Below are 20,233 nucleotides of genomic sequence, written 5' to 3' on the forward strand. Positions count from 1 at the left end.
ATTATTACAAAATCATTAATAAAGGTTTGAAAATGCGTATAAAATTACCTCATATTCCTTATATTACGAATAAAATTATCCTTGATATTGAAAATGCATCTTTTATTGAGATAAAAGACCAGGAAGATAAGCTAAAACAATGTATTAAAAAGGTTTTAGAAGAAGATATAGCCAATGAAAGAAGACTTGATGAAAGGGCAAAGGATTTATTAGAAGAACAAGAAGATAATGTAGATTTTGCACAAGTTGATAGGAAAAATATGTTTTGGCTAGTTAAAAAGCAACTAGCTAATGAATTTGGTGTTTTTTTAAATACAGAAGATAGGCACAATCACTTAGCCCATAAAATTTTAAATGCCTTAGTAGATGAGGATTTTGTAAATTTCGTAGTTAGTGAAAATCGCGTTAAGAATTTGATATTTTCAAGCATAGAAGGCTATTTAAAAATTTATGAAGATATAGAAGATTTAGTTTATGAAAAAATAGATACTTATAAAAATAAACCTATTCCTGGCAGTGAAGAATACGAGCTTTTATTTGAAAAATTATACGAAGAAGAACTTCGCAAAAAAGGCATGTTTTAATGAAAGCAGTACTTTATTTAGAAAATGGACTTTACTTAGAAGCTAGTGCCTTTGGTAAGGGTGGTACCTTTGTAGCTGAACTTGTTTTTAATACCTCTATGACAGGCTATCAAGAAATAATATCAGATCCTTCATACGCAGGGCAATTTATAGTTTTTTCTATGCCTGAACTTGGCGTAGTTGGGACAAATAAAGATGATAATGAAAGTGCTGAGATTTTTGCAAGTGGGATTATATTAAGGCAGTTAAGTTCTTTTTATTCAAATTTTAGGGCACAGCAAAGTTTAAGTGATTATTTAGCTAAGCAAGGAAAAATTGGAATTTGCAATGTTGATACTAGGTACTTAGTAAAATTAATTAGAGATTTTGGGAATTTAAGGGCTATTATATCTACTGAAATTTTTGATAAAGATGAACTTAAAGAAAAGCTTAATTCAAGCAAAAGGATAGAAGAGACAAATTTAGTAGAAGAAGTTAGCACTAAGCAAACTTATACGCATAATCAAGGTATTTGGAACGGCAAGGCATATAACTTGGCTAAAAAAAGTGGTAAAAAAATAGCGGTGATTGATTATGGGGTTAAGAAAAATATCTTAAATGAGCTTGTAGAAGCTGGTTTTGAGTTAGAAATTTATCCCTTTAATACAAAGGCTGAGGTCTTTATAGATTTATTTAATAAGGGCGAACTTTGTGGGGTGTTTTTATCAAATGGGCCAGGAGAGCCAAAAATTTTACAAAATGAGATAGAACAGATTAAAAAACTAGCAAAGGCAAAAATTCCAATGTTAGGAATTTGTCTAGGGCACCAACTTTTAAGCAATGCCTTTGGTTATGAAACTTATAAAATGAAATTTGGACAACATGGGGCAAATCATCCTGTTATAAATTTAGAAAATAAAAGGGTAGAAATTACTGCACAAAATCATAATTATAATGTACCAGAAAATTTAAGCGAAGTAGCCTTTATAACGCATAGAAATTTATTTGGTGATAATGTTGAGGGCGTTCGTTATAAAGATTATCCAATCATATCGGTCCAACACCACCCAGAAAGTAGCTCAGGCCCACATGAAAGTAGATATATTTTTAAAGAATTTATGAAATTAGTGTGAATATAAGTGAAATTTTAGCCATTATTAGCGTGGCTGTTTTGTCTAGTTTTGGACATTGCTATTCTATGTGTGGAGGCTTTAATATAGCCTTTGTAAGACTTAATCAAAATGAGCAAAATCCCTTTATCTTAAGCCTTGTTTATCATAGTTTTAGAATTTTAGCCTATGTTTGTCTGGGTTTTTTATTTGGTAGTTTTGGCTCAATTTTGGCAATAAATGCTAAAATTCAAAATCTTTCTTTTTTCTTACTTGGTCTTTTTATGGTTTTTTTAGGACTTGCTTTGATAATTAGGGGTAAAATTCTAGCCTTAATTGAAAATGCCTTTATCTATGAGAAGTTCTTAAAAGTTCCTATAAAAAGGGCTATGAATTTTAAAGGCATAAAAGGAGGCGTAATCTTAGGCTTTTTAAATGGCTTAATCCCTTGCGGTTTAGTATATTTTTACCTAGCTAGTGCCATGAGTAAAAACTCAATAAACGGGGCGTTAATAATGCTTATTTTTGGACTTTCAACCCTGCCAGCCCTTTTATTTTTTAGCCTTATATCAAATGCCTTAAATCAAAATTTTAAACAACTTTTTAGCATACTTAGCTATATATTAATCATACTTTATGGCATAATACTTGCCTATTTAGGACTTAGAGGATTTAAATGAAAAGGGTACAAACTCAAATTTTTGATAGCTTAAAAAATAATTTTATATTTGTTAGACTTAATGAAAAAGATGAATTTAGCTTTGTGAGCGATGATTTTTGTAAAATTAGTGGCTATACGCAAAAAGAACTTTTAGGGCAAAAATATCATATTTTAAAACACCCTGATATTGATAAAACTTTTTTTGATAGATTATTAAAGGGACAAAACACTCACCATGTTATTTTTAAGCACATAGATAAAAAGGGCGAGGTTTTTTACTTAGATACTAAGATTATCCCTATTGTAGATGATAAAAATATTTTGCAAGAAAGAATTTTAATATCCTATGATGTAAGTAATTCTTATAAATTAAGCGAAGAATTAATAATCCACCACATAAGACTTAGGCAAATGAGTATGCAGCTTGATAATATAAGCAAAAAACATAAAAAAGAAAATGATAAATTACTAGCAAATTTTAATGATTCTTTTACAAAGGCCTTGCAAAAAAATGACGCCAATCACAAAGAAGTTTTTAAAAGAGTGCTTCAAACAAGCCTTGAAAAGCTAGTAAGTGATATAGCACACCAATGGAGACAGCCCTTAAATGAACTAGGCATTGCTATGTTTGAAATGAAACAAAGGGTGAAGGATGAACGAGGTTTTAGTGAAATTTATCTAAAATCAAAGGATGTTATTAAGTCTATGTCAGAACTTATAGATAATTCTAGGAATTTTTTTAATCAACATTTAGAAGACAATTACACCTCTTTAAAACAAACATTAAACGAAGTGTTACAAATTTTATTTGAAATGCTTGAAAAAAATAACATTAAAGTAATATGTAAATTTAAACAAGATTTTAAGGTTTTAGCCTATAAAAATGACTTACTGCGCGTTTTTGCAAATATACTTCTCAATTCAATTGAGGCTTTTAATTTGCAAAAAAATAAAGAAATTTCGGTTAATTTTACTAAATTTGGACTAAATTATATTAAAATAAGTATTAAGGATAATGCTGGTGGCATTGAAGAAGAAAATTTGGATAAAATCTTTTTTCCATATTTTTCTAGCAAACATCCGAGTCAGGGCGTTGGAGTTGGACTTTGCATTTGTAAGCAGATTGTGGAGAACTTAGGGGGTAGTATCAAAGCAAGAAATGTGGCAAATGGAGTTTGTATTGAGATATTTTTAAAATTTATTAAGGACAGCTATGCAAGATTTTAAAGATTTAGTTATTATGGTCGTAGAAGATGAGGCTAAAATTAGAGAAGGCTTAGTTTCTATGCTAACCTTGTATTTTAATAAGGTTATCGGGGCTCAAAATGGTAACGAGGGCTTAAAGAAATTTAAGAAATTTAATCCTAATCTAGTTTTAACCGATATTGCTATGCCTATAATGGATGGACTTGATATGGCAAGGAGCATCAAGGAAATCGCAAAGGATACGCCTATTATTGTATTAAGTGCGTTTTCTGAAAAAGAACGGCTTTTAAAGTCTATTGATATAGGTATTGATAAGTATTTAATCAAGCCTGTTGATATTGAAGAATTGTTTAGGGTGCTAGAATCTGTTGTAAGCAATAAAATTCACGCTAGCAACATATTAGACATAAATGAACATTATCAATTCAACAAAACAAAAAGAACCCTCGTAAGAGATGGTAAAGACATAGACTTAACTAAAAAAGAACTTGCTTTTATAAGTTTAATGATAAAGCAACCCGGCGTTTTAGTACTTCACGATGATATTAAAAAAAATGTCTGGATTGATGAAAAGGTAACAGAAACTGCGGTTCGAACCTTTGTAAAAAGGATACGCGATAAGGTAGGTAGTGATTTTATAAAAAATGTTCCAGGACTTGGATATAAAATCAATGTGTAATATTTCTAGGGGACTTCAAACACTTTTTTAAAGGTGCTTAAAGGCTAGTCATTGTTTAAAGCGATGCTAAAATTAGCCTTTTTTAACTTTCACAAATTTTTAGCTTAAAATTAAATATAAATTAAATAAATATTTTTGATAAAAATTTTTTTTAATATAATTTACAAATATAACTCAAGCTTCAATTTTAAAAGAAAAAGCCATTATTCACTTTAAGTAAATTTCAAAAATACACAATAAAATTTTTATTTTGTAATAAAAATTTCACAAAGAAAAAATGTAATCTAATAGCCTAAATTTAGGTATTTTAAGACCATTAAAATTAGGATAAGAATAATATCAAATCTTTTTTTAGATAAAAAAACAATAAAAAATTAATGAAAAGAATCTTTTTAAAAAAAAATTTTGTTTATTTATCTTATAATAATATGTTAATCTAAATTTTTAAGGAGACTTAATGCATCCAGGTAATGTATTAAATTACGACTATACGGTTGCTAAATATTTTATGTTTGCGACCATATTGTTTGGGATTGTGGGCATGGCTATAGGGACGCTTATAGCCTTTCAGATGGCATACCCTGATTTAAATTATATAGCAGGTGAGTATGCGACTTTTTCAAGACTTAGACCACTACATACTTCTGGTGTAATCTTTGGCTTTATGCTTTCAGGTATTTGGGCTACTTGGTATTACATAGGACAACGCGTTTTAAAAGTAAGTATGGCAGAATCTGGCTTTTTAATGTTTATTGGAAAATTACATTTTTGGCTTTACATGATACTTATGGTAATTGCTGTAATCACACTTTTTGCCGGTGTTTCTACTTCAAAAGAATATGCTGAGTTAGAGTGGCCTTTGGATATTCTTGTAGTTGTAGTATGGGTTTTGTGGGGAGTTAGCATTTTTGGGCTTATTGGAATTCGCCGTGAAAAAACTCTTTATATTTCTCTTTGGTATTATATAGCTACTTTCTTGGGTATTGCTATGCTATATTTATTTAATAATATGTCTGTTCCTACTTATTTTGTTAGTGGAATGGGTAATTGGTGGCATTCTGTTTCTATGTATGCTGGTACAAATGATGCTTTAGTTCAATGGTGGTATGGACATAACGCAGTTGCGTTCGTATTCACAGTTGGGATTATCGCACAAATTTATTATTTTCTACCAAAAGAAAGTGGTCAGCCGATTTTTTCTTATAAATTATCACTTTTTGCGTTTTGGGGCTTGATGTTTGTTTATTTATGGGCTGGTGGTCACCACTTAATCTATTCAACCGTTCCTGATTGGATGCAAACTATGGGTTCAGTTTTTTCTGTTGTGTTAATCTTGCCTTCTTGGGGTTCAGCTATCAATATCTTACTTACAATGAAAGGTGAATGGGAACAATTAAGAGAAAGTCCTTTGATTAAATTTATGATTTTAGCCTCTACTTTTTATATGTTCTCTACACTTGAAGGACCGATATTATCAATTAAATCAGTAAATGCTTTAGCACACTTTACAGATTGGATTCCAGGACATGTGCACGATGGAACACTTGGCTGGGTTGGCTTTATGACAATGGCAGCACTTTATCATATGACTCCTAGAATTTTCAAAAGAGAACTTTATAGTAAATCTTTAATGGAAACTCAATTTTGGGTACAAACCACAGGTATAGTTTTATACTTTGCATCAATGTGGATAGCAGGTATTACTCAAGGTATGATGTGGAGAGCTACTGATGAGTATGGTGGTCTTTTATATACCTTTATTGATACTGTTCTTGCTATCATCCCTTACTATTGGATTAGGGCAATCGGTGGCTTGTTGTATTTAGTTGGTTTCTTTATCTTTACTTATAATCTTTATAAATCAATAGCTAGTGGAAAAGTACTTGACGTAGAACCAAAAAGTGCTTCACCTATGGCAGCATAAAAGGAGATGAAATGTTTAGTTGGTTAGAAAAAAATCCATTCTTTTTTGCTGTGGCAGTGTTTGTAGTTATAGCTTATGCTGGTGTTGTTGAGGTTTTACCACATTTTGCAGAAAATGCAAGACCTGTTGAAAGTAAAAAACCTTACTCCGTTTTGCAACTTGCAGGACGCAATGTTTATATTAAAGATAGCTGTAATGCTTGCCATTCACAACTTATAAGACCATTTAAAAGTGAAACTGATAGATATGGTATGTATTCTGTAAGTGGTGAATTTGCATATGATAGACCATTTTTATGGGGTTCAAAAAGAACAGGGCCTGATTTAGCCCGTGTGGGTAATTATAGAACTGCTGATTGGCATGAAAATCACATGTATGACCCAGTTTCAGTGGTACCTGGTTCGATTATGCCAGCATATAAGCATATGTTTTCAACAAATGCAGATATAGAAACAGCCTATGCTGAAGCTTTAACAGTTAAAAAGGTATTTAATGTACCTTACGATGTAGAAGGACAAACTCCTCTTGGAACTTATGAAGAAGCAAAAGCTTTAGTTCAAGAAGAAGCAGCCGCAATCGTTGAGCAAATGAAAAATCAAGAAATTAAAGATGCCTTTGCAAGAGGCGAGATTAAAGAAATCGTTGCTTTGATTGCATATTTAAATAGCTTAAAGTAAGAGTATGGGTGATTTAGAAGTAGTTTTTGGTGTTGTTAAAAATTTATTGACACTAAATTTATCAGCCATTACTAAGGGCGAGTGGGAAATTTTTCAAGGATATGGCTTTTTCTTTCTTGTCCTATTTTTAGTGGTGGTTTTATACTCATATTGGTTTCATCTGTATAAAAATGAAAAAAAAGGCGAGAGAAACTATGAAAAATACGCAAAACTCGCCCTTGATGATGAAATTGATGATAGTGTTTTAGAAAAGAAAAGGAGTGCTTAATGCAGTGGTTAAATTTAGAAGATAATGTAAATTTGTTATCTTTAGTAGGTGCCATTCTTATCATTTTAATCACGCTTGTGGTTGTTGGTAGAATGTTCCAACAAATGAAAGTTAAAAAAGAAAGTGCTGAACTTGCTGAACATAACTGGGATGGCATAGGTGAATTTAAAAATGCTGTTCCTTTGGGTTGGGCTGTGATATTTTTACTTCTTACTGTATGGGCTATTTGGTATTTTTTATGGGGATATCCTTTAAATTCTTATTCTCAAGTAGGTGAATACAATGAAGAAGTAGCAGCTCATAATGCAAGATTTGCACAAAAATATCAAAATCTTTCAAAAGAAGATAAAATAGCTATGGGAACGAATTTATTCTTAGTACAATGTTCTCAATGCCATGGAATTACAGGCGATGGCATTAATGGCAAGGCTCAAAATTTAAAAATTTGGGGCTCAGAAGAGGGCTTAATCGAAGTTATTACTAATGGTTCTAAGGGTATGGATTATTTAATGGGTGAAATGTCAAGTGCTGCGGATTTAGGCATAGCAAAAGAAGATATTCCTGCTGTGGCTGCTTATGTGGCAAAAGAACTTTCAGCCATTAAAACAACTGCTAATGAAGGGCTTGTGGCAAGAGGTAGGGAAGTATTTGCAACTTGTACTGCTTGTCATGGCGAAGATGGCACAGGTAAAATAGGTGGCGAGGTTTTAGCACCCGATTTAACAAAATATGGGTCATCTGAGTTTATAGTTGAGGTCTTAAATAGAGGTAAGAATGGGGCTATTGGTTCTATGCCTAAATTTAGTAGCGATTTATTAAACGATATTCAAAAGCAAGCTGTTGGCGAATATATAATTTCTCTTTCAAGGGGTGAATAATGGAAAATTCAAGTAGATGTGTATTTGCCTTAAATGGTCTTACAGGTATGTTAATAGCGGTGGTTTTGTTACTTTCTATTTTGGTAGGGCTTACTTGCTGGGGTATTAGTGCACAACAAAGTGTTATGCAAGCACCTTATACCTTGCAAAATAAGCAAGATATTAAAATGTTTGGTTCAAGTAGAAACGACCATGTTATTATAAAAGGAGAAACAAAATGAATAAGATTGTAGAAACTTTGATTATTGTAGCCTTAGTTGTAACAGCAGTTGTTACTGTGTGGTCTGTTTTAACTCCAAATCATCTTTTTATAGGATGAGTATTATTTTTAAAGGCGGCTTAATTGTCGCCTTATTCTTTATACAAATTTTTGCACAAGAGTCTTTAAAAGCCGTAATTTACAATGAAAATGTTTTAAATCAAAAAGTAAGCGATGAGATAAATTTAATAGGCAAGGAAGTTTTTGATAAAACGGGCATTTTTATAGGCGTGGCTGTTAGCAAAGAAAGAAGTGTTGAAGACTTAATAAAAATGCAAGAAGATTTACCAAGACCAAATATTTTATTAATGCTTTCAATTAGCTCTCAAAAAGTAGATATAATAGGCACTAAAGAAGCCTTAACCTTTTTTGACAAAGAAGCTGTTTTAAGCCCTTATGCATCAACTGGTACTATTTTGCCTATACTTGCATCAAAAAAGGGTGATATTTACAATGCTGCTATAATAAATGGTTATGGAGATATAACAGATAGAATAGCAAAATATTTTAATATAAGCTTAGAACACTCCATAGGAAATTCAAACAAAGATACCTTAAATATTTTAAGGATACTAATTTATGGCTTTATTTGTTTTGCTTTGATATACTACATTCAAAGAAGAATAAAGAGGAGAAAAAATGTCTAAAACAAAGACTTTTTGGCCATATGGAATCTTACTTTCTATTTTTGCAATTATCTTAGCTTGTATAGTTACTATTGTTTTTGCAAGTAATTACCCTGTTTATGAGGATGATTTTTACTTTGATAAGTATCAAAATGTTGAAAGTAATTTTGATAAAATTCAACAAAAACAAGCCGAATTTAATAAATTTTTTAATGTAAATTTAGAACTTGATGAAAAATTTGATAAAAAAGATCGCCCCTTTTATGAACTTTATAAAGACCAAAATAATATTATGATTTTCATAAAAGAACTTAGTGATTTAAGTGCTAGTGATATAAAAACAAGTGGGCTTTTAACAAGACCTCATACAAATAAACAAGATAAGAATTTAGACCTTAATTTATATCTTGCAAATGAGCCTATCGCAAATGAGAATGGGGTATTAAACAAGGGGCTTAGGACAAGTTTAAATACCTATGCTTTAAATACTATTTTACCAGAGCTTGAAAATGGCAGGTGGCAGTTAAAATTAAAATTAGAAAAAGATGAAAATACTATAGGCTTTTTTAGCTTTAATCTTTTTGTGCAATGAATTTACGCATATTTAATTCTCAAAGGCAGATTAAAGCTTATTTAGCAAAGGCTAAAGAAAAAAATATTTTGTTAGATAGGCTTATGCTTGATAATGAATTTATAGAAAATATTTGTGAGATAGATTTATTTAGGGCAAATACTTATGAGTGTTTATTGTTATTACAAAAGGCCTGTCTTAAAAGCAAGAATTTAAGTAAAAAGCTTGGAATTTCTAATGAATTTTTTGCCTTTTTAAAAAGCCATACTTATCTTTTTTCATTTTTTAAAGAACTTGCCATTGAAAATAAAAGCGTGGACGATTTAAAAAGCAATGATTATTATGCAAGTTATATAGAACATTTAGAAATTTTAGACGAGGTTTTTAAGAATTATTTAGCAAATTTAAAGGAAAATAAGCTTTTTGATGATATTTCTTTGTGTAAAGAATATAGCTTAAATGTAGATTTTTTACAACAATATGACTTGATAATTTACAATATGCAAGGCTTTTTAAATTATTTTATGAGTAATTTATTAGAACAAATTTCAAAGCATAAAAGGGTGATTTTATGTTTTCGTACTAGTAAATTTAATATGGATGCCTTAAAAAAACTAAGCTTTTTAAATGATATAGAATTTAAACTAAACGTATATTATGAGATTGATATTAGTAGCAAAGAAATTTTAAGAAAGCAAGAATGTATTAATAAAAACAAAGAACTTAACCTTAAAAGCTTTGATTTACGCACCCTACAAGCTACTTTTGTACAAGATGAACTTAGTAATTTTATAGCTAAGGGCGTAGACCCACAAGATATTATAATAATAACCCCTGATGAGAGTTTTTGTGAGCTTTTACACCTTTATGATAAAAACAATAATTTAAATTTTGCAAGTGGCTTTAAGCTAAGTAATACCTTATTTTATCAAGCCTTACAAGCCTTATTTGAAAGTGTTAAATTAATAAAATACGAACAGGATAAGGATTATTTTAAAAACGCTAGTTTTTTTGATTATCAACATAGCATATTAAATATTTTAGATTTTAATACCGAATTTATCAATACTTTCAAGGTTAAATTTAAGCAAGATTGCGATTTTGTATTTTTAGAAAAAATTTTAAATGATTTAGCAAAAAATGAGAGTAACGAACTTAAAGAATATATTAAAAAAGAATTATATCTTATAAAAGAACTTTTAAACTCTTATACACTAAGCCTTGAGACCATTTTAGAACTTTTATTTATATCTTTTAATAAACTTAGCCTTAGCCATACAAGTGGGGGTAAAGTAACTGTTGCTGGACTTTTAGAAAGTAGGGGTTTAAGCTTTAAGGGTGTGATAATAGTTGATTTTAACGATGAATTTGTGCCTACAAGGGATATTAATGAGTTATTTTTAAATAATGAAATACGCAAAAAAGCAGGTTTAATAAGCTATGAAACAAGGGAAAATTTACAAAGATTTTATTATGAAAATTTAATTAAAAATGCTGAATTTGTAAGTATTTCTTATATACAAAATGATGAATTTACAAAATCTCGCTTTTTAGATGAACTCGATATAAAAGCAAATTTTAAAGATGATATTAGTAACGAGGCCTATTTAAATGCCTTAAATTTAAACTATGAAAGTGTTATTTTAAATTTAACTCCTCTAAATGCCCCTATTATGTGGCATGATATCTTTAAAAATCCACTATCTTTTAGTCGTTTAAATTGTTTTTTAAAATGCAAAAGAACCTATTATTATAAGTATATTTTAAATTTACAAGAAGCAAGGTCCTTTGGGCAAGATGATAAAAAAGCCTTGAAAATGGGAAATTTTGTGCATGATTTATTAGAGAAATTTTATACAAATTCAAGTAAGGATTATTTTGATGAAAGGGCTTTTTTTGAATTTTTTAAAGAACACAGCAAAGAACTTAACGCACTTGATAGGGCTATGTTAAAAATTAGGCTTAAAAATTTTGCACAAAAAGAAAAAGAACATTTTGAAAATGGCTATAAAATCAAGGCTTTGGAATTAAATTTTAATAGTAGCAATGTTAAGATTTATAAAATTGCTGATAGAGAGATTAAACTTGAAGGAAAGATTGATAGAATCGATGAGTTAAATGGAAAAAACTTAATCATTGATTATAAATATGGCAATGTGAAAAACTATCAAGATTCCTATCAGCTTGCCTTTTATAAGGCCTTGTATGATAGAAATGCAGATGGTATTTTTTACGATTTGATAAATGTTAAATTTGATACAGCAAAAAATAAAAGCTTGTTAGAGTTAGAAGAGTGTTTAAAAGAACTTTTAAAAAATCAATTTATAGAATTTGATAGCAAAGGCAATCTTTATTGTCCTTATAAACTCATTTATGAAAAGGATTTTAAATGAGTGAATTTAAACCTTATTTAGCCCTTGAGGCAAGTGCAGGTAGTGGAAAGACCTTTGCTTTAAGCGTTCGTTTTGTAGCACTTATCTTAATGGGTGTAAAAATGAATGAAATTTTGGCTCTTACCTTTACAAACAAAGCAGCCGCACAAATGAAAGAAAGGATAGTTAATACCTTTTTAAATATTGAAAAGGACGAAAAAAGTGCAGAATGTGCTGTTTTATGTGAGCTTTTAAATAAATATAAGGCTCAGCTTGTAGCCATTAGAGATAGTTTAAAAGAAGATTTTTTAAGACAGAATTTGCATATTAGCACACTTGATTCTTTTTTTTCAAGGCTTGTACGGGTATTTGCCTTAAATTTAGGCTTAATGAGTGATTTTGATATAGTAAGTGAGGGCAGTTTTGATAAAAATATCTTTATCAATAGCCTAGATGATGAAAATTTAGATAGTCTAGCACATTATCTTATACAAACTGAGGATAAGAATGATAAATTTTTTGAGTTTTTAAACATGCTTTATAATAATGCCTTTGTTGAAGAGATAAAAGAGTTAAGCTTTCCTAATAAAGATGCATTGCAAGAAAAATATTTAGAACTTAGAAAATTTATAAATGATAGGTATCTTAATGTAAAAGGTTATAAAAATTTAACTGACCAGTTTCAAAATGAAAATTTAAATATTAAAGAATTTTTTACAAAGGCTTTTATTAAAAATAGTACACAATACATGGAAAAATGTATGCAAGATAGCGAATTCAAGGCTAAAAGAGAAGAATTTATAGAATTTGCAAATAATTACGCCCTTAATTTAAGGGAATTTAAAAAGGCTAAACTTTTAAAACTGTTACAATTTTACACTTATGCTAAGGATAAGTATTTTAAAGCAAATAATATTTTAAGCTTTGCAGATATTGCAAAAAAGGCATTTGAACTTATACAAGGTGAGTATAAAGATATGATTTATTTTCGTCTTGACGGGCGAATTTCACACCTTTTAATAGATGAATTTCAAGATACAAGCGTTATACAGTATCAAATCATTAAGCCTATTATTGCTGAGCTTGTTTCGGGACAGGGTGTTAAGGATTTTAGGAGCTTTTTTTATGTGGGCGATAAAAAGCAAAGTATTTATCGTTTTAGAGGTGGTAAAAAGGAGCTTTTTGACCTAGTTTGTAATCAATTTAGCCAAATTCAAAAAGAAAATTTAAAGATTAATTATAGAAGTGCCAAAAATATAATTGATTTTGTAAATGAACATTTTAAAAATAAGTATGAATTTTACATTCCACAAGAACTTTCAAGCAATGCAAAGGAAGGCTTTTTAGAAGTTGTTGAGCTTAGTAAAGAAGTTGAATTTAAGCAAAAAAGCTTTGAAATGATACTTCAAAAGGTTAATTTTTTGCAAATTAATGGCATTTTATTAAATGATATTTGTGTTTTGTGTTGGAAAAATGACGATGCAAATTCAATATGTGAGTTTTTAAAGGAAAATAACATTCAAGCCTTTACGCAAGGTGATATAAAATTAATCAATAAGGCAAATGTGAAAATTTTAGTAGAATATGCAAAATACTGCATTTTTGGCGATGAGTTTTATCTGCATTTTTTAAATGAAATGTTAGGTTTTAAGCCTAAAAAATTAAGGCTTGATTTAGCAAAAAGCACCATTCAAACCTTATTTTATTTGATTAAAAATTTAAGATTAAGGCTTGATTTAGCCCTTGTGCAGTTTATAGAATATGCTAGAAAAAAGGAAAATATACTTAAATTACTTTTTGAACCTTGTGAGGAGACATTAAAAGGGGAGCATAATTTTGGCGTTAATGTTATGAATGTGCATAAGTCAAAAGGGCTTGAATTTGATAATGTTATATTACTTGATGCTTTGTCAGGAAATAAACCTGATGATACAAGCTTAATGTTAGAATATGATATAAATCAAGGCTGGTGCCTTGAAATGAGTGATGATATAAGAAAAAATACCAATGAAATAAATTATAAAAATTTCAAAGATAAAAGGGATAAGGAAAATTTAGAAGAAGATATAAATAAGCTTTATGTAGCACTTACAAGGGCTAGGGATTCTTTGATTATAATTAAAAATAATACTAATAATAGCGTTTTTAGTGATTTTAAGCCTATTAAAAAAGGGGTGATAGAGGCTAAAAATATAAATTTGCAAACTTCAACTTTAAAAACTGATAGCCTAAAGCCCTTTGCAAGGGTAGGTCCTCAAAATGAAGAAAGCAATAAAGAGATAAATTCAAAAGAAATTTATTTTGGAAATGCCTTTCACTTCTTTATGCAAAATGTAGAATTTAACGGCTTAAATTATGAAAAAATTTGCTTTAAAACTCGCCAAAAAATGCGTAATTTATTGCAAGATGATGATTTTAAAAGGCTTTTTAAAAGGGTAAGTTTACTTCTTAAAAATGATAATTTTCAAAATTTAATCAAAGATAAAAAGATTTTTAAAGAACAAACTTTAAGCTTTAATAATGAAATTTTGCGTCTTGATTTACTTTGTGTTAATGAAAAAGAGACTATTATAGTGGATTATAAAACTGGTTTAACATATAAAGAAGAACATAAAATTCAAGTAAGTGGCTACAAGGATGCTATAAAAGAAATTTTACAACTTCCAACAAGGGCCTTTATTGTTTATATTTTAGATAATGAGATTAATATCAACGAAATTTAAAGGAGCAATTATGCAAAGAAGAGAATTTTTAAAACAAGGTGCAAGTCTTGGGGCAATAGCCTTAATGCCAAATTTTCTTAGTAGCGATATATTAAATTTTAAGGGGGCAAAGGTGCCGGAAGTGATTTTAAATAATAAAATTTCAATGCCACAATTTGGTTTTGGAACTTGGGATATAAGAGGAGAAGAAGGCGTAAATGCTATGCTTGAAGCCTATAGGGCAGGATATCGTTTGATAGATAGTGCAAGTTATTATAAAAACGAAGAACAAGTAGGCATTGCATTTAGAAAAAGTGGACTTAAAAGAGAAGAAGTTTTTATAACCACAAAAATAGCTAGTGAAAGCGATACTAAACAAGCCTTTGAAAATAGTTTAAAACGTTTGCAAATGGATTATGTGGATTTGTACTTACTTCATTGGAGCACATCTGATGATATAAATCGTTATAAGGTGCTTGAAAGGCTTTATAAGGATGGCAAAATTCGCTCAATCGGGGTAAGTAATTTTAATATATCAGAACTTAATAATTTAATGTCAAATACAAGCATAATCCCAGCAGTAAATCAAATAAAGATTAATCCTTTTGAAAGAAATAATAAAACAATTGAATTTTGCAAGGATAAAAATATAGCTATAGAAGCTTATACTCCACTTGGCAATATTAAAAGGGCTATGAAGAATGAAATTTTAACAACTATTGCTAAAAATCATAATAAAACAGTGGTTCAAATAATGTTAAAATGGAGTGTCCAAAGTGGCTTTATAGCCATACCAAAATCAAGCAACGCGTCAAGAATTAAAGAAAATATAGATATTTTTGATTTTACATTAAGCGCTGATGAAATGGCTAAAATAGGGAGTTTAAGCTAGTCTTGTGTATTTAAGTTATAAAAAAATGACAAAATTTTAGAAAAATATATCTTTTTTAAAATTTTGTCGATATAATTTTTATAATTTAATTTGTAAGGGTAATGTAATGAAAAAATTTTTTATAATAGCCTTTTTATTAGTAAATTTTAGCTACAGCTTTTCTTGGGGAACTCAGTTTTTAACACCAGTGCAATATTATAAAAATTATTTAAATTGCTTGAATACTGCTAAGAATGGTACTGCAAAACAAAAAATTTTAGCACAACAATTTTGCCTTGAAAATTATGGCGTAGATACAAATCCATAAGGAAAACAAAATGGCACTTGATTTTTCATCAATGAAAGTAGATTATGATAAAATAGGCACTTCTACTATTTATAAGTCATTAAGAAATAGTATAAGTTATATTAGTAATAGTAGTTTAAAAGAACTCGATATAACTTTGTCGCTAGAATCTGGTGTTAAAGCACAAAATTCAAATACTATCTATTTTAAAGACCTTATTACTTCCCGTCTTACTCAAAGTACTTTAAGCAAAGAAAGTATAAGTATCTTAAAGGAAAATTTTAGCCAAGATGATTTTTATCAAAGAAGTGATGGAAGTTATATCTTAACAGGTAAAGCAGAGAGTTTTGTAAGTGGTTGGTACGCAGATATAGCTTATCAAAGGGCGTATTTAAGTGCTGATGAAAACAATGATGGCTATTTAGAACAAAGCGAACTAGATAATACAAGAAGTGGTTTTATAACACATGGTTGGTATACTAGAAATAATGATAAAATTTTGTCAATGTCTAATGTTTATACAGAATCTTATATTCAATTAAATGGTTATTCAAAGTCTATTGCAGGAGTTAGCCAAAATTTTAAATTAAATCAAAAAAACCTTTATAACGATGGAAAATTTGCCTCAAACACGATAGACTTAGAACTTGATAAAACTATAAAAAATGACAAAAATTTAGATGGTATTTTACAATATAATGAAGTTTTAAGCAGAAGTGAAATGCTTCAATCAAATATTGATAATATAAGCTATATGGCTAGAACAAATGGCTTTGGTGAAGGTTTTTTTGATTTTAATGCCGATTCTTATACCTTGTTTGATTTTATGGAAGATATGCAAAGCTATGAAAAATTAGCTCAAAATGACTTTGATATAAGTAGCTTAGATGAGACAGAATTAGCAAGTTTAAAGGAGAAATTGCTTGAATTTTTTGATGGTGATGAGTTTAAAAAGTATGACTTTAAAGAATATTATGAAAATTTACAAAATGAATTTAAAAATATAAGTTCAAGGTATTTAAATGATACAGAAAAAAATTTAGATTATGAACAACTTAGTAAGGTTATGAAAGAAATTTTTACAAATTATAAAGAAACAAATACTTCTAGTATAAATTTTACTAGTCTTAATCTTGATTTAAGGGTATAAGCTCAACATTAAATACCCTTAATATATCAAGTGTTTTATTATGCAAATCATCATCAAAACTAGCAGTAGCATTTAAATCAAGTATAAGTTTAGTATTAAGACTTGCAGAGTGTGCTAAAATGATATTTGCAAATACACATATATGAGAAACTAAGCCACAAAATTCTAACTCATCATAATTTTCATCTTGTAAAAAATTTGCTAACTCCAAACTTCCAAAGGTATTTTTATAAAAAATTTTCTTCGCCTTTTTTAAAAAGGGAGTAAAATTTTCTGGCATGTTCCAACCGGGGCTATTTATAAGGCAGTGTTTTATAGGTAAATTTTTTCCTTCCTTGCTTTGTAAATATTTATCATCATGGGTATCAAAGGTAAAAATTATATCATCTTTAAAATTTGTAAGCTTTTGTAAAATTACCTTTTCAAGCCTTTTTGCCTTTTCAAAACCTAAACTCCCATTTATAAAATCGTTTTGAAAATCAACGACAATTAATGCCTTTTTCATTTTTGCGTCCAAAAACTTTCATAATGTATATTTGAAAATGCCTTTTTTAAACTAGTAAAAAGTTTAGGATTTTCTTGTTCTAATTTTGCTAATAACTCCTTACACTCAGCCCTTGCGTGTGGAAATTTTACATTTCTTTCGCTTAGCTTCATACCAGGGCAAAATTCATTGCCTATTACTTGTAAATTATTTACATTTGCATTTTCTATCAATTGCCTTTCACGCACAAAAATAAGTGGTCTAATGACAATTATCTCTCTTTTGCTTTTATAAATAGGGGCTAAGGTTCTAAGTGCCCCATTATAAATAAAATTCATAAAAAAGCTTTCAGCTGCATCGTCTAAGTGGTGGGCTATTGCAAGTTTATTAAAACCCTTTTCTAAGGCATAAGTATATAAAGCCCCTCTTCTCATCCTTGAAAAATAGCTACAAAAGCTTGAATTTTTGCGTATGCTTTCTTCTGAAATTTCATAAATATTTGAGTCTAAAACACTATGTTTAATGCCATGTTCTTCGCAATGCTTATGCAAATGCGAGTAATCTTCACCCATTCCATAGCTTAAAGTTACTGCTTCAAATTCAAAATTAAAGGGGGCGTGTGCTTGCATTCTAGCAAGTAAATGTGCTAGGGCTAGTGAGTCTTTGCCACCACTTAGTCCTAAAAGTACTTTGTCGTTATTTTCTATAAGTTTGAATTTAGCATTTGCTTGTGCCACTTGGCGAATCAATCTTTTACTAAGATTTATCATAATCTATCGCAGATTTTAAAGATAAAATTTGCTGAAATTTTAGCTGATTTTACTAAAAACTCATCAAAGTCAAATTCTGCTTTTTCTCCTGCATTATCGCTAATTGCTCTTAACAAAAGGCAAGGTACATTTAAGGCATTGCAAACTAAAACAACATTTGCTCCTTCCATATCACAAGCATCTGCGTTAAAAATTTGACGAATTTTAGCCTTTTTATTTTCATCACAAATAAATTCATCGCCCGTGGCTATAATGCCTTGCAATAATTTAATATTTAAATTCTTTGCTATATCAAGGGCAAGATTATTTAATTTTGTATCAGTTTTAACAAAAATTTCATTACCAGGCACAAAGCCTAAAGGATGTCCAAAGGCTGTTATATCAAGGTCGTATTGAACGACCTTTGAGGCTATTATTAAATCGCCTATTTTTAATTTTTCATTAAAAGACCCAGCCACCCCTGTAAAAAGCAAGATCTCTGCCTTAAATTTTTCTATCATAATACTAGCACTAAGGGTTGAGTTTACCTTACCTATCTTTGAATAAGCTAGTATTAAATCGTGATTTTTATACTTTGCTGTGTAATAGGTATTATTTGCGTAATTTATGCTTTCATAATCTTTTAAAGTTTCAAGTAAGGGGATTAATTCTTCTTCCATAGCACTTAAAATGGCAATTTTCATTTAATTTTCTCCACAAATTCATCTATATCATTTATATTTAATAAGGTAAATGTTTCTTTTTGAGTGATTTTTTTATTAAGCCCTTTTAGGATATTTGTGCTAAATTCCACAAAACAATCAACTCCATTTTCTATATTTTTTATGCTTTGTTTATATAAAACGGGTTTAACAAGTTGATTTTTAAGCAAGTTTAAAGCATTGATTTTATCTGTGTAAATTTTGGCATTTACATTTGATACAACGGGGTTAAAACTAGCATTTAAAATTTTATCAAGTTCTAAGCCAAGTTTTAAGGATGCATTTTGTAAAAGTGGACAATGACTTGCTACGCTCATATTTAAAAGCATAGTTTTTTTTGCCCCTGCCTTTCTAAATTCATCTTCAAATTCTTCTAAATCAGGTCTTAAACCAGCTATTACAATCTGTCCATCGCAGTTATAATTTGCTACATAAATTTGTTTATTTTTTTCTTGTGCATTTTTGCATAAATTCTCAACCATCTCATCATCAAGGCCCAAAATTACCATCATAGAAGCCTTAATCTTACTGCAATCTTCTTGCATAAAAAGCCCACGTTTATGAACTAGTAAAATAGCATCCAAATAACTAAAAGCCCCACTCACTGCTAAAGCACTAAATTCACCCAAAGAATGACCAAGACAAAAGCTAGGTGTTAAATTTAATTTTTCTTTTAAGACCACGTAAGCCATTAATGAGCTTAAAACTATGGCAGGTTGGGTAAATTCGCTTTTATTTAATTTATCATTTTCACTAAAAAGTAAGTTTTTAAAATCTATCTTACAATAATCACTTGCTTCTTCTAGTAGGTTTTTTGCACCATTACAATTTTCATAAAAACTTTGTCCCATGCCTATTTTTTGAGACCCTTGCCCAGCAAAGATAAAGGCAAATTTTGTTAATGACAACCACAACCTCCATGGCCACCACAACAACCTTTATGTTTGTGTTCGCCACCATGTTCGCAACCACAACTTCTACTTCCTGCTATAATGCCAGTTAGAATTTCATCTTCGCTAGCTGCCCTTGTATCGACTATATTTAAGCTAAATAATAAATCCTTACCAGCATAAGGGTGATTATAATCAACGGTTACTATATCATCTCCTATTTTTTTAACTATAACTTGAACTGTGTCGCCGTTTTCACTTTCTCCAAAAAGTGCCATTCCAACTTCAAGATTAATACCTGCAAATTGTTCTTTTGGAAGTTCTTGTATGGCTGTTTCATCGTACTCGCCTAAGCCTTGTTCTTTTTTTATGATAACATCGGCATTGCAAGGACTTTCAAGCTTTGCTATTTCAGTCTCTAAGCTTTCTAAAATTTGACCCTTTCCAAGTATAAAAGAAAGTGGTTCTGAATAGAGATTTGTTTCTAAAATCTCACCTGTGTTTGCATCTTTTAACTCATAAAACATAGATACAACATTATTTTTTTCTATAGCCATTTTATTCT

General features: G+C 29.6%; 22 protein-coding genes. 17 read left to right on the forward strand and 5 right to left on the reverse strand.

Going from position 1 to position 20,233, the window contains the following annotated elements:
- Positions 1 to 32: 32 nt before the first annotated feature.
- The 17 genes from FMM58_RS02030 (at position 33) to FMM58_RS02110 (ending at position 16,823) form a co-directional block, all read left to right on the forward strand.
- A complete protein-coding gene (locus FMM58_RS02030; protein WP_150141798.1) occupies positions 33 to 584 on the forward strand; it encodes a DUF507 family protein in 552 nt (183 codons plus the stop codon).
- The gene (gene carA, locus FMM58_RS02035; protein WP_150141799.1) at positions 584 to 1,696 is read left to right on the forward strand and encodes a glutamine-hydrolyzing carbamoyl-phosphate synthase small subunit; all 1,113 of its coding nucleotides are present in this window, start codon (positions 584 to 586) and stop codon (positions 1,694 to 1,696) included. Before FMM58_RS02030 ends, carA begins: the two co-directional genes overlap by 1 nt.
- 2 nt (positions 1,697 to 1,698) lie before the next feature.
- A complete protein-coding gene (locus FMM58_RS02040) occupies positions 1,699 to 2,352 on the forward strand; it encodes a sulfite exporter TauE/SafE family protein (RefSeq protein ID WP_411675284.1) in 654 nt (217 codons plus the stop codon).
- Positions 2,349 to 3,560, forward strand: a complete 1,212-nt coding sequence (locus FMM58_RS02045; RefSeq protein ID WP_150141801.1) for a PAS domain-containing sensor histidine kinase — start codon at positions 2,349 to 2,351, stop codon at positions 3,558 to 3,560. Before FMM58_RS02040 ends, FMM58_RS02045 begins: the two co-directional genes overlap by 4 nt.
- On the forward strand, positions 3,547 to 4,218 hold the full coding sequence (locus tag FMM58_RS02050) for a response regulator transcription factor (RefSeq protein ID WP_150141802.1): 672 nt from the start codon (positions 3,547 to 3,549) through the stop codon (positions 4,216 to 4,218). Before FMM58_RS02045 ends, FMM58_RS02050 begins: the two co-directional genes overlap by 14 nt.
- Before the next feature lie 457 nt (positions 4,219 to 4,675).
- On the forward strand, positions 4,676 to 6,142 hold the full coding sequence (gene ccoN / locus FMM58_RS02055; RefSeq protein WP_150141803.1) for a cytochrome-c oxidase, cbb3-type subunit I: 1,467 nt from the start codon (positions 4,676 to 4,678) through the stop codon (positions 6,140 to 6,142).
- A gap of 11 nt (positions 6,143 to 6,153) precedes the next feature.
- Positions 6,154 to 6,819, forward strand: a complete 666-nt coding sequence (gene ccoO / locus FMM58_RS02060; RefSeq protein ID WP_150141804.1) for a cytochrome-c oxidase, cbb3-type subunit II — start codon at positions 6,154 to 6,156, stop codon at positions 6,817 to 6,819.
- A 4-nt stretch (positions 6,820 to 6,823) separates the two neighbouring features.
- Positions 6,824 to 7,087, forward strand: coding sequence for a cytochrome c oxidase, cbb3-type, CcoQ subunit (locus tag FMM58_RS02065; RefSeq protein WP_150141805.1), 264 nt, complete (start codon positions 6,824 to 6,826; stop codon positions 7,085 to 7,087).
- Positions 7,087 to 7,965 (forward strand): c-type cytochrome, encoded by an 879-nt coding sequence (locus tag FMM58_RS02070; protein ID WP_150141806.1) that lies wholly within the window; start codon positions 7,087 to 7,089, stop codon positions 7,963 to 7,965. The genes FMM58_RS02065 and FMM58_RS02070 overlap by 1 nt, the downstream gene beginning before the upstream one ends.
- Positions 7,965 to 8,186 (forward strand): DUF4006 family protein, encoded by a 222-nt coding sequence (locus tag FMM58_RS02075; RefSeq protein WP_150141807.1) that lies wholly within the window; start codon positions 7,965 to 7,967, stop codon positions 8,184 to 8,186. Before FMM58_RS02070 ends, FMM58_RS02075 begins: the two co-directional genes overlap by 1 nt.
- Before the next feature lie 94 nt (positions 8,187 to 8,280).
- Positions 8,281 to 8,871: a hypothetical protein gene (locus tag FMM58_RS02080; protein ID WP_150141808.1), complete on the forward strand. Its 591-nt coding sequence runs from the start codon at positions 8,281 to 8,283 to the stop codon at positions 8,869 to 8,871.
- Positions 8,864 to 9,442, forward strand: a complete 579-nt coding sequence (locus tag FMM58_RS02085; protein WP_150141809.1) for a hypothetical protein — start codon at positions 8,864 to 8,866, stop codon at positions 9,440 to 9,442. Before FMM58_RS02080 ends, FMM58_RS02085 begins: the two co-directional genes overlap by 8 nt.
- Positions 9,439 to 11,814, forward strand: a complete 2,376-nt coding sequence (locus FMM58_RS02090) for a PD-(D/E)XK nuclease family protein (protein WP_150180345.1) — start codon at positions 9,439 to 9,441, stop codon at positions 11,812 to 11,814. The genes FMM58_RS02085 and FMM58_RS02090 overlap by 4 nt, the downstream gene beginning before the upstream one ends.
- Complete coding sequence (locus FMM58_RS02095) at positions 11,811 to 14,516, forward strand: RecB-like helicase (protein WP_150141811.1); 2,706 nt, start codon at positions 11,811 to 11,813, stop codon at positions 14,514 to 14,516. Before FMM58_RS02090 ends, FMM58_RS02095 begins: the two co-directional genes overlap by 4 nt.
- 10 nt (positions 14,517 to 14,526) lie before the next feature.
- On the forward strand, positions 14,527 to 15,387 hold the full coding sequence (locus FMM58_RS02100) for an aldo/keto reductase (protein ID WP_190317925.1): 861 nt from the start codon (positions 14,527 to 14,529) through the stop codon (positions 15,385 to 15,387).
- A gap of 106 nt (positions 15,388 to 15,493) precedes the next feature.
- Complete coding sequence (locus FMM58_RS02105) at positions 15,494 to 15,694, forward strand: hypothetical protein (RefSeq protein WP_150141813.1); 201 nt, start codon at positions 15,494 to 15,496, stop codon at positions 15,692 to 15,694.
- A gap of 10 nt (positions 15,695 to 15,704) precedes the next feature.
- Positions 15,705 to 16,823 (forward strand): hypothetical protein, encoded by a 1,119-nt coding sequence (locus FMM58_RS02110; protein WP_150141814.1) that lies wholly within the window; start codon positions 15,705 to 15,707, stop codon positions 16,821 to 16,823.
- On the opposite strand, the gene FMM58_RS02115 is transcribed toward FMM58_RS02110, so the two are convergent.
- Genes FMM58_RS02115 through FMM58_RS02135 form a run of 5 tightly spaced genes read right to left on the reverse strand, consistent with a single transcriptional unit; the run spans position 16,801 to position 20,225 of the window.
- On the reverse strand, positions 16,801 to 17,328 hold the full coding sequence (locus FMM58_RS02115) for a cysteine hydrolase family protein (RefSeq protein WP_150180347.1): 528 nt from the start codon (positions 17,326 to 17,328) through the stop codon (positions 16,801 to 16,803). The two genes, FMM58_RS02110 and FMM58_RS02115, sit on opposite strands and share 23 nt — an antisense overlap.
- Positions 17,325 to 18,077, reverse strand: coding sequence for a tRNA 2-thiocytidine biosynthesis TtcA family protein (locus FMM58_RS02120; RefSeq protein ID WP_150141816.1), 753 nt, complete (start codon positions 18,075 to 18,077; stop codon positions 17,325 to 17,327). Before FMM58_RS02120 ends, FMM58_RS02115 begins: the two co-directional genes overlap by 4 nt.
- Positions 18,074 to 18,760, reverse strand: coding sequence for a 5'-methylthioadenosine/adenosylhomocysteine nucleosidase (locus tag FMM58_RS02125; RefSeq protein ID WP_150180348.1), 687 nt, complete (start codon positions 18,758 to 18,760; stop codon positions 18,074 to 18,076). Before FMM58_RS02125 ends, FMM58_RS02120 begins: the two co-directional genes overlap by 4 nt.
- Positions 18,757 to 19,686, reverse strand: coding sequence for an ACP S-malonyltransferase (fabD, locus tag FMM58_RS02130; protein WP_223810436.1), 930 nt, complete (start codon positions 19,684 to 19,686; stop codon positions 18,757 to 18,759). Before fabD ends, FMM58_RS02125 begins: the two co-directional genes overlap by 4 nt.
- Positions 19,677 to 20,225, reverse strand: a complete 549-nt coding sequence (locus tag FMM58_RS02135; protein ID WP_150180349.1) for a peptidylprolyl isomerase — start codon at positions 20,223 to 20,225, stop codon at positions 19,677 to 19,679. Before FMM58_RS02135 ends, fabD begins: the two co-directional genes overlap by 10 nt.
- Positions 20,226 to 20,233 lie beyond the last annotated feature (8 nt).

Origin of the sequence: Campylobacter sp. LR291e, assembly GCF_008633915.1 — a bacterium.
In the GTDB taxonomy this organism is placed as follows: domain Bacteria; phylum Campylobacterota; class Campylobacteria; order Campylobacterales; family Campylobacteraceae; genus Campylobacter_D.

What these genes read in the sequence shown, in the direction of transcription:
- ccoO (WP_150141804.1), top strand. Translation starts at nt 6,154, where the DNA reads ATGTTTAGTTGGTTAGAAAAAAATCCATTCTTTTTTGCTGTGGCAGTG.
- FMM58_RS02070 (WP_150141806.1), top strand. Translation starts at nt 7,087, where the DNA reads ATGCAGTGGTTAAATTTAGAAGATAATGTAAATTTGTTATCTTTAGTA.
- ccoN (WP_150141803.1), top strand. Translation starts at nt 4,676, where the DNA reads ATGCATCCAGGTAATGTATTAAATTACGACTATACGGTTGCTAAATAT.
- FMM58_RS02135 (WP_150180349.1), bottom strand. Translation starts at nt 20,225, where the DNA reads ATGGCTATAGAAAAAAATAATGTTGTATCTATGTTTTATGAGTTAAAA.
- FMM58_RS02125 (WP_150180348.1), bottom strand. Translation starts at nt 18,760, where the DNA reads ATGAAAATTGCCATTTTAAGTGCTATGGAAGAAGAATTAATCCCCTTA.
- FMM58_RS02080 (WP_150141808.1), top strand. Translation starts at nt 8,281, where the DNA reads ATGAGTATTATTTTTAAAGGCGGCTTAATTGTCGCCTTATTCTTTATA.
- FMM58_RS02110 (WP_150141814.1), top strand. Translation starts at nt 15,705, where the DNA reads ATGGCACTTGATTTTTCATCAATGAAAGTAGATTATGATAAAATAGGC.
- FMM58_RS02095 (WP_150141811.1), top strand. Translation starts at nt 11,811, where the DNA reads ATGAGTGAATTTAAACCTTATTTAGCCCTTGAGGCAAGTGCAGGTAGT.
- FMM58_RS02085 (WP_150141809.1), top strand. Translation starts at nt 8,864, where the DNA reads ATGTCTAAAACAAAGACTTTTTGGCCATATGGAATCTTACTTTCTATT.
- FMM58_RS02105 (WP_150141813.1), top strand. Translation starts at nt 15,494, where the DNA reads ATGAAAAAATTTTTTATAATAGCCTTTTTATTAGTAAATTTTAGCTAC.
- FMM58_RS02045 (WP_150141801.1), top strand. Translation starts at nt 2,349, where the DNA reads ATGAAAAGGGTACAAACTCAAATTTTTGATAGCTTAAAAAATAATTTT.
- FMM58_RS02030 (WP_150141798.1), top strand. Translation starts at nt 33, where the DNA reads ATGCGTATAAAATTACCTCATATTCCTTATATTACGAATAAAATTATC.
- FMM58_RS02050 (WP_150141802.1), top strand. Translation starts at nt 3,547, where the DNA reads ATGCAAGATTTTAAAGATTTAGTTATTATGGTCGTAGAAGATGAGGCT.
- FMM58_RS02115 (WP_150180347.1), bottom strand. Translation starts at nt 17,328, where the DNA reads ATGAAAAAGGCATTAATTGTCGTTGATTTTCAAAACGATTTTATAAAT.
- FMM58_RS02075 (WP_150141807.1), top strand. Translation starts at nt 7,965, where the DNA reads ATGGAAAATTCAAGTAGATGTGTATTTGCCTTAAATGGTCTTACAGGT.
- FMM58_RS02100 (WP_190317925.1), top strand. Translation starts at nt 14,527, where the DNA reads ATGCAAAGAAGAGAATTTTTAAAACAAGGTGCAAGTCTTGGGGCAATA.
- carA (WP_150141799.1), top strand. Translation starts at nt 584, where the DNA reads ATGAAAGCAGTACTTTATTTAGAAAATGGACTTTACTTAGAAGCTAGT.
- FMM58_RS02120 (WP_150141816.1), bottom strand. Translation starts at nt 18,077, where the DNA reads ATGATAAATCTTAGTAAAAGATTGATTCGCCAAGTGGCACAAGCAAAT.
- FMM58_RS02090 (WP_150180345.1), top strand. Translation starts at nt 9,439, where the DNA reads ATGAATTTACGCATATTTAATTCTCAAAGGCAGATTAAAGCTTATTTA.
- FMM58_RS02065 (WP_150141805.1), top strand. Translation starts at nt 6,824, where the DNA reads ATGGGTGATTTAGAAGTAGTTTTTGGTGTTGTTAAAAATTTATTGACA.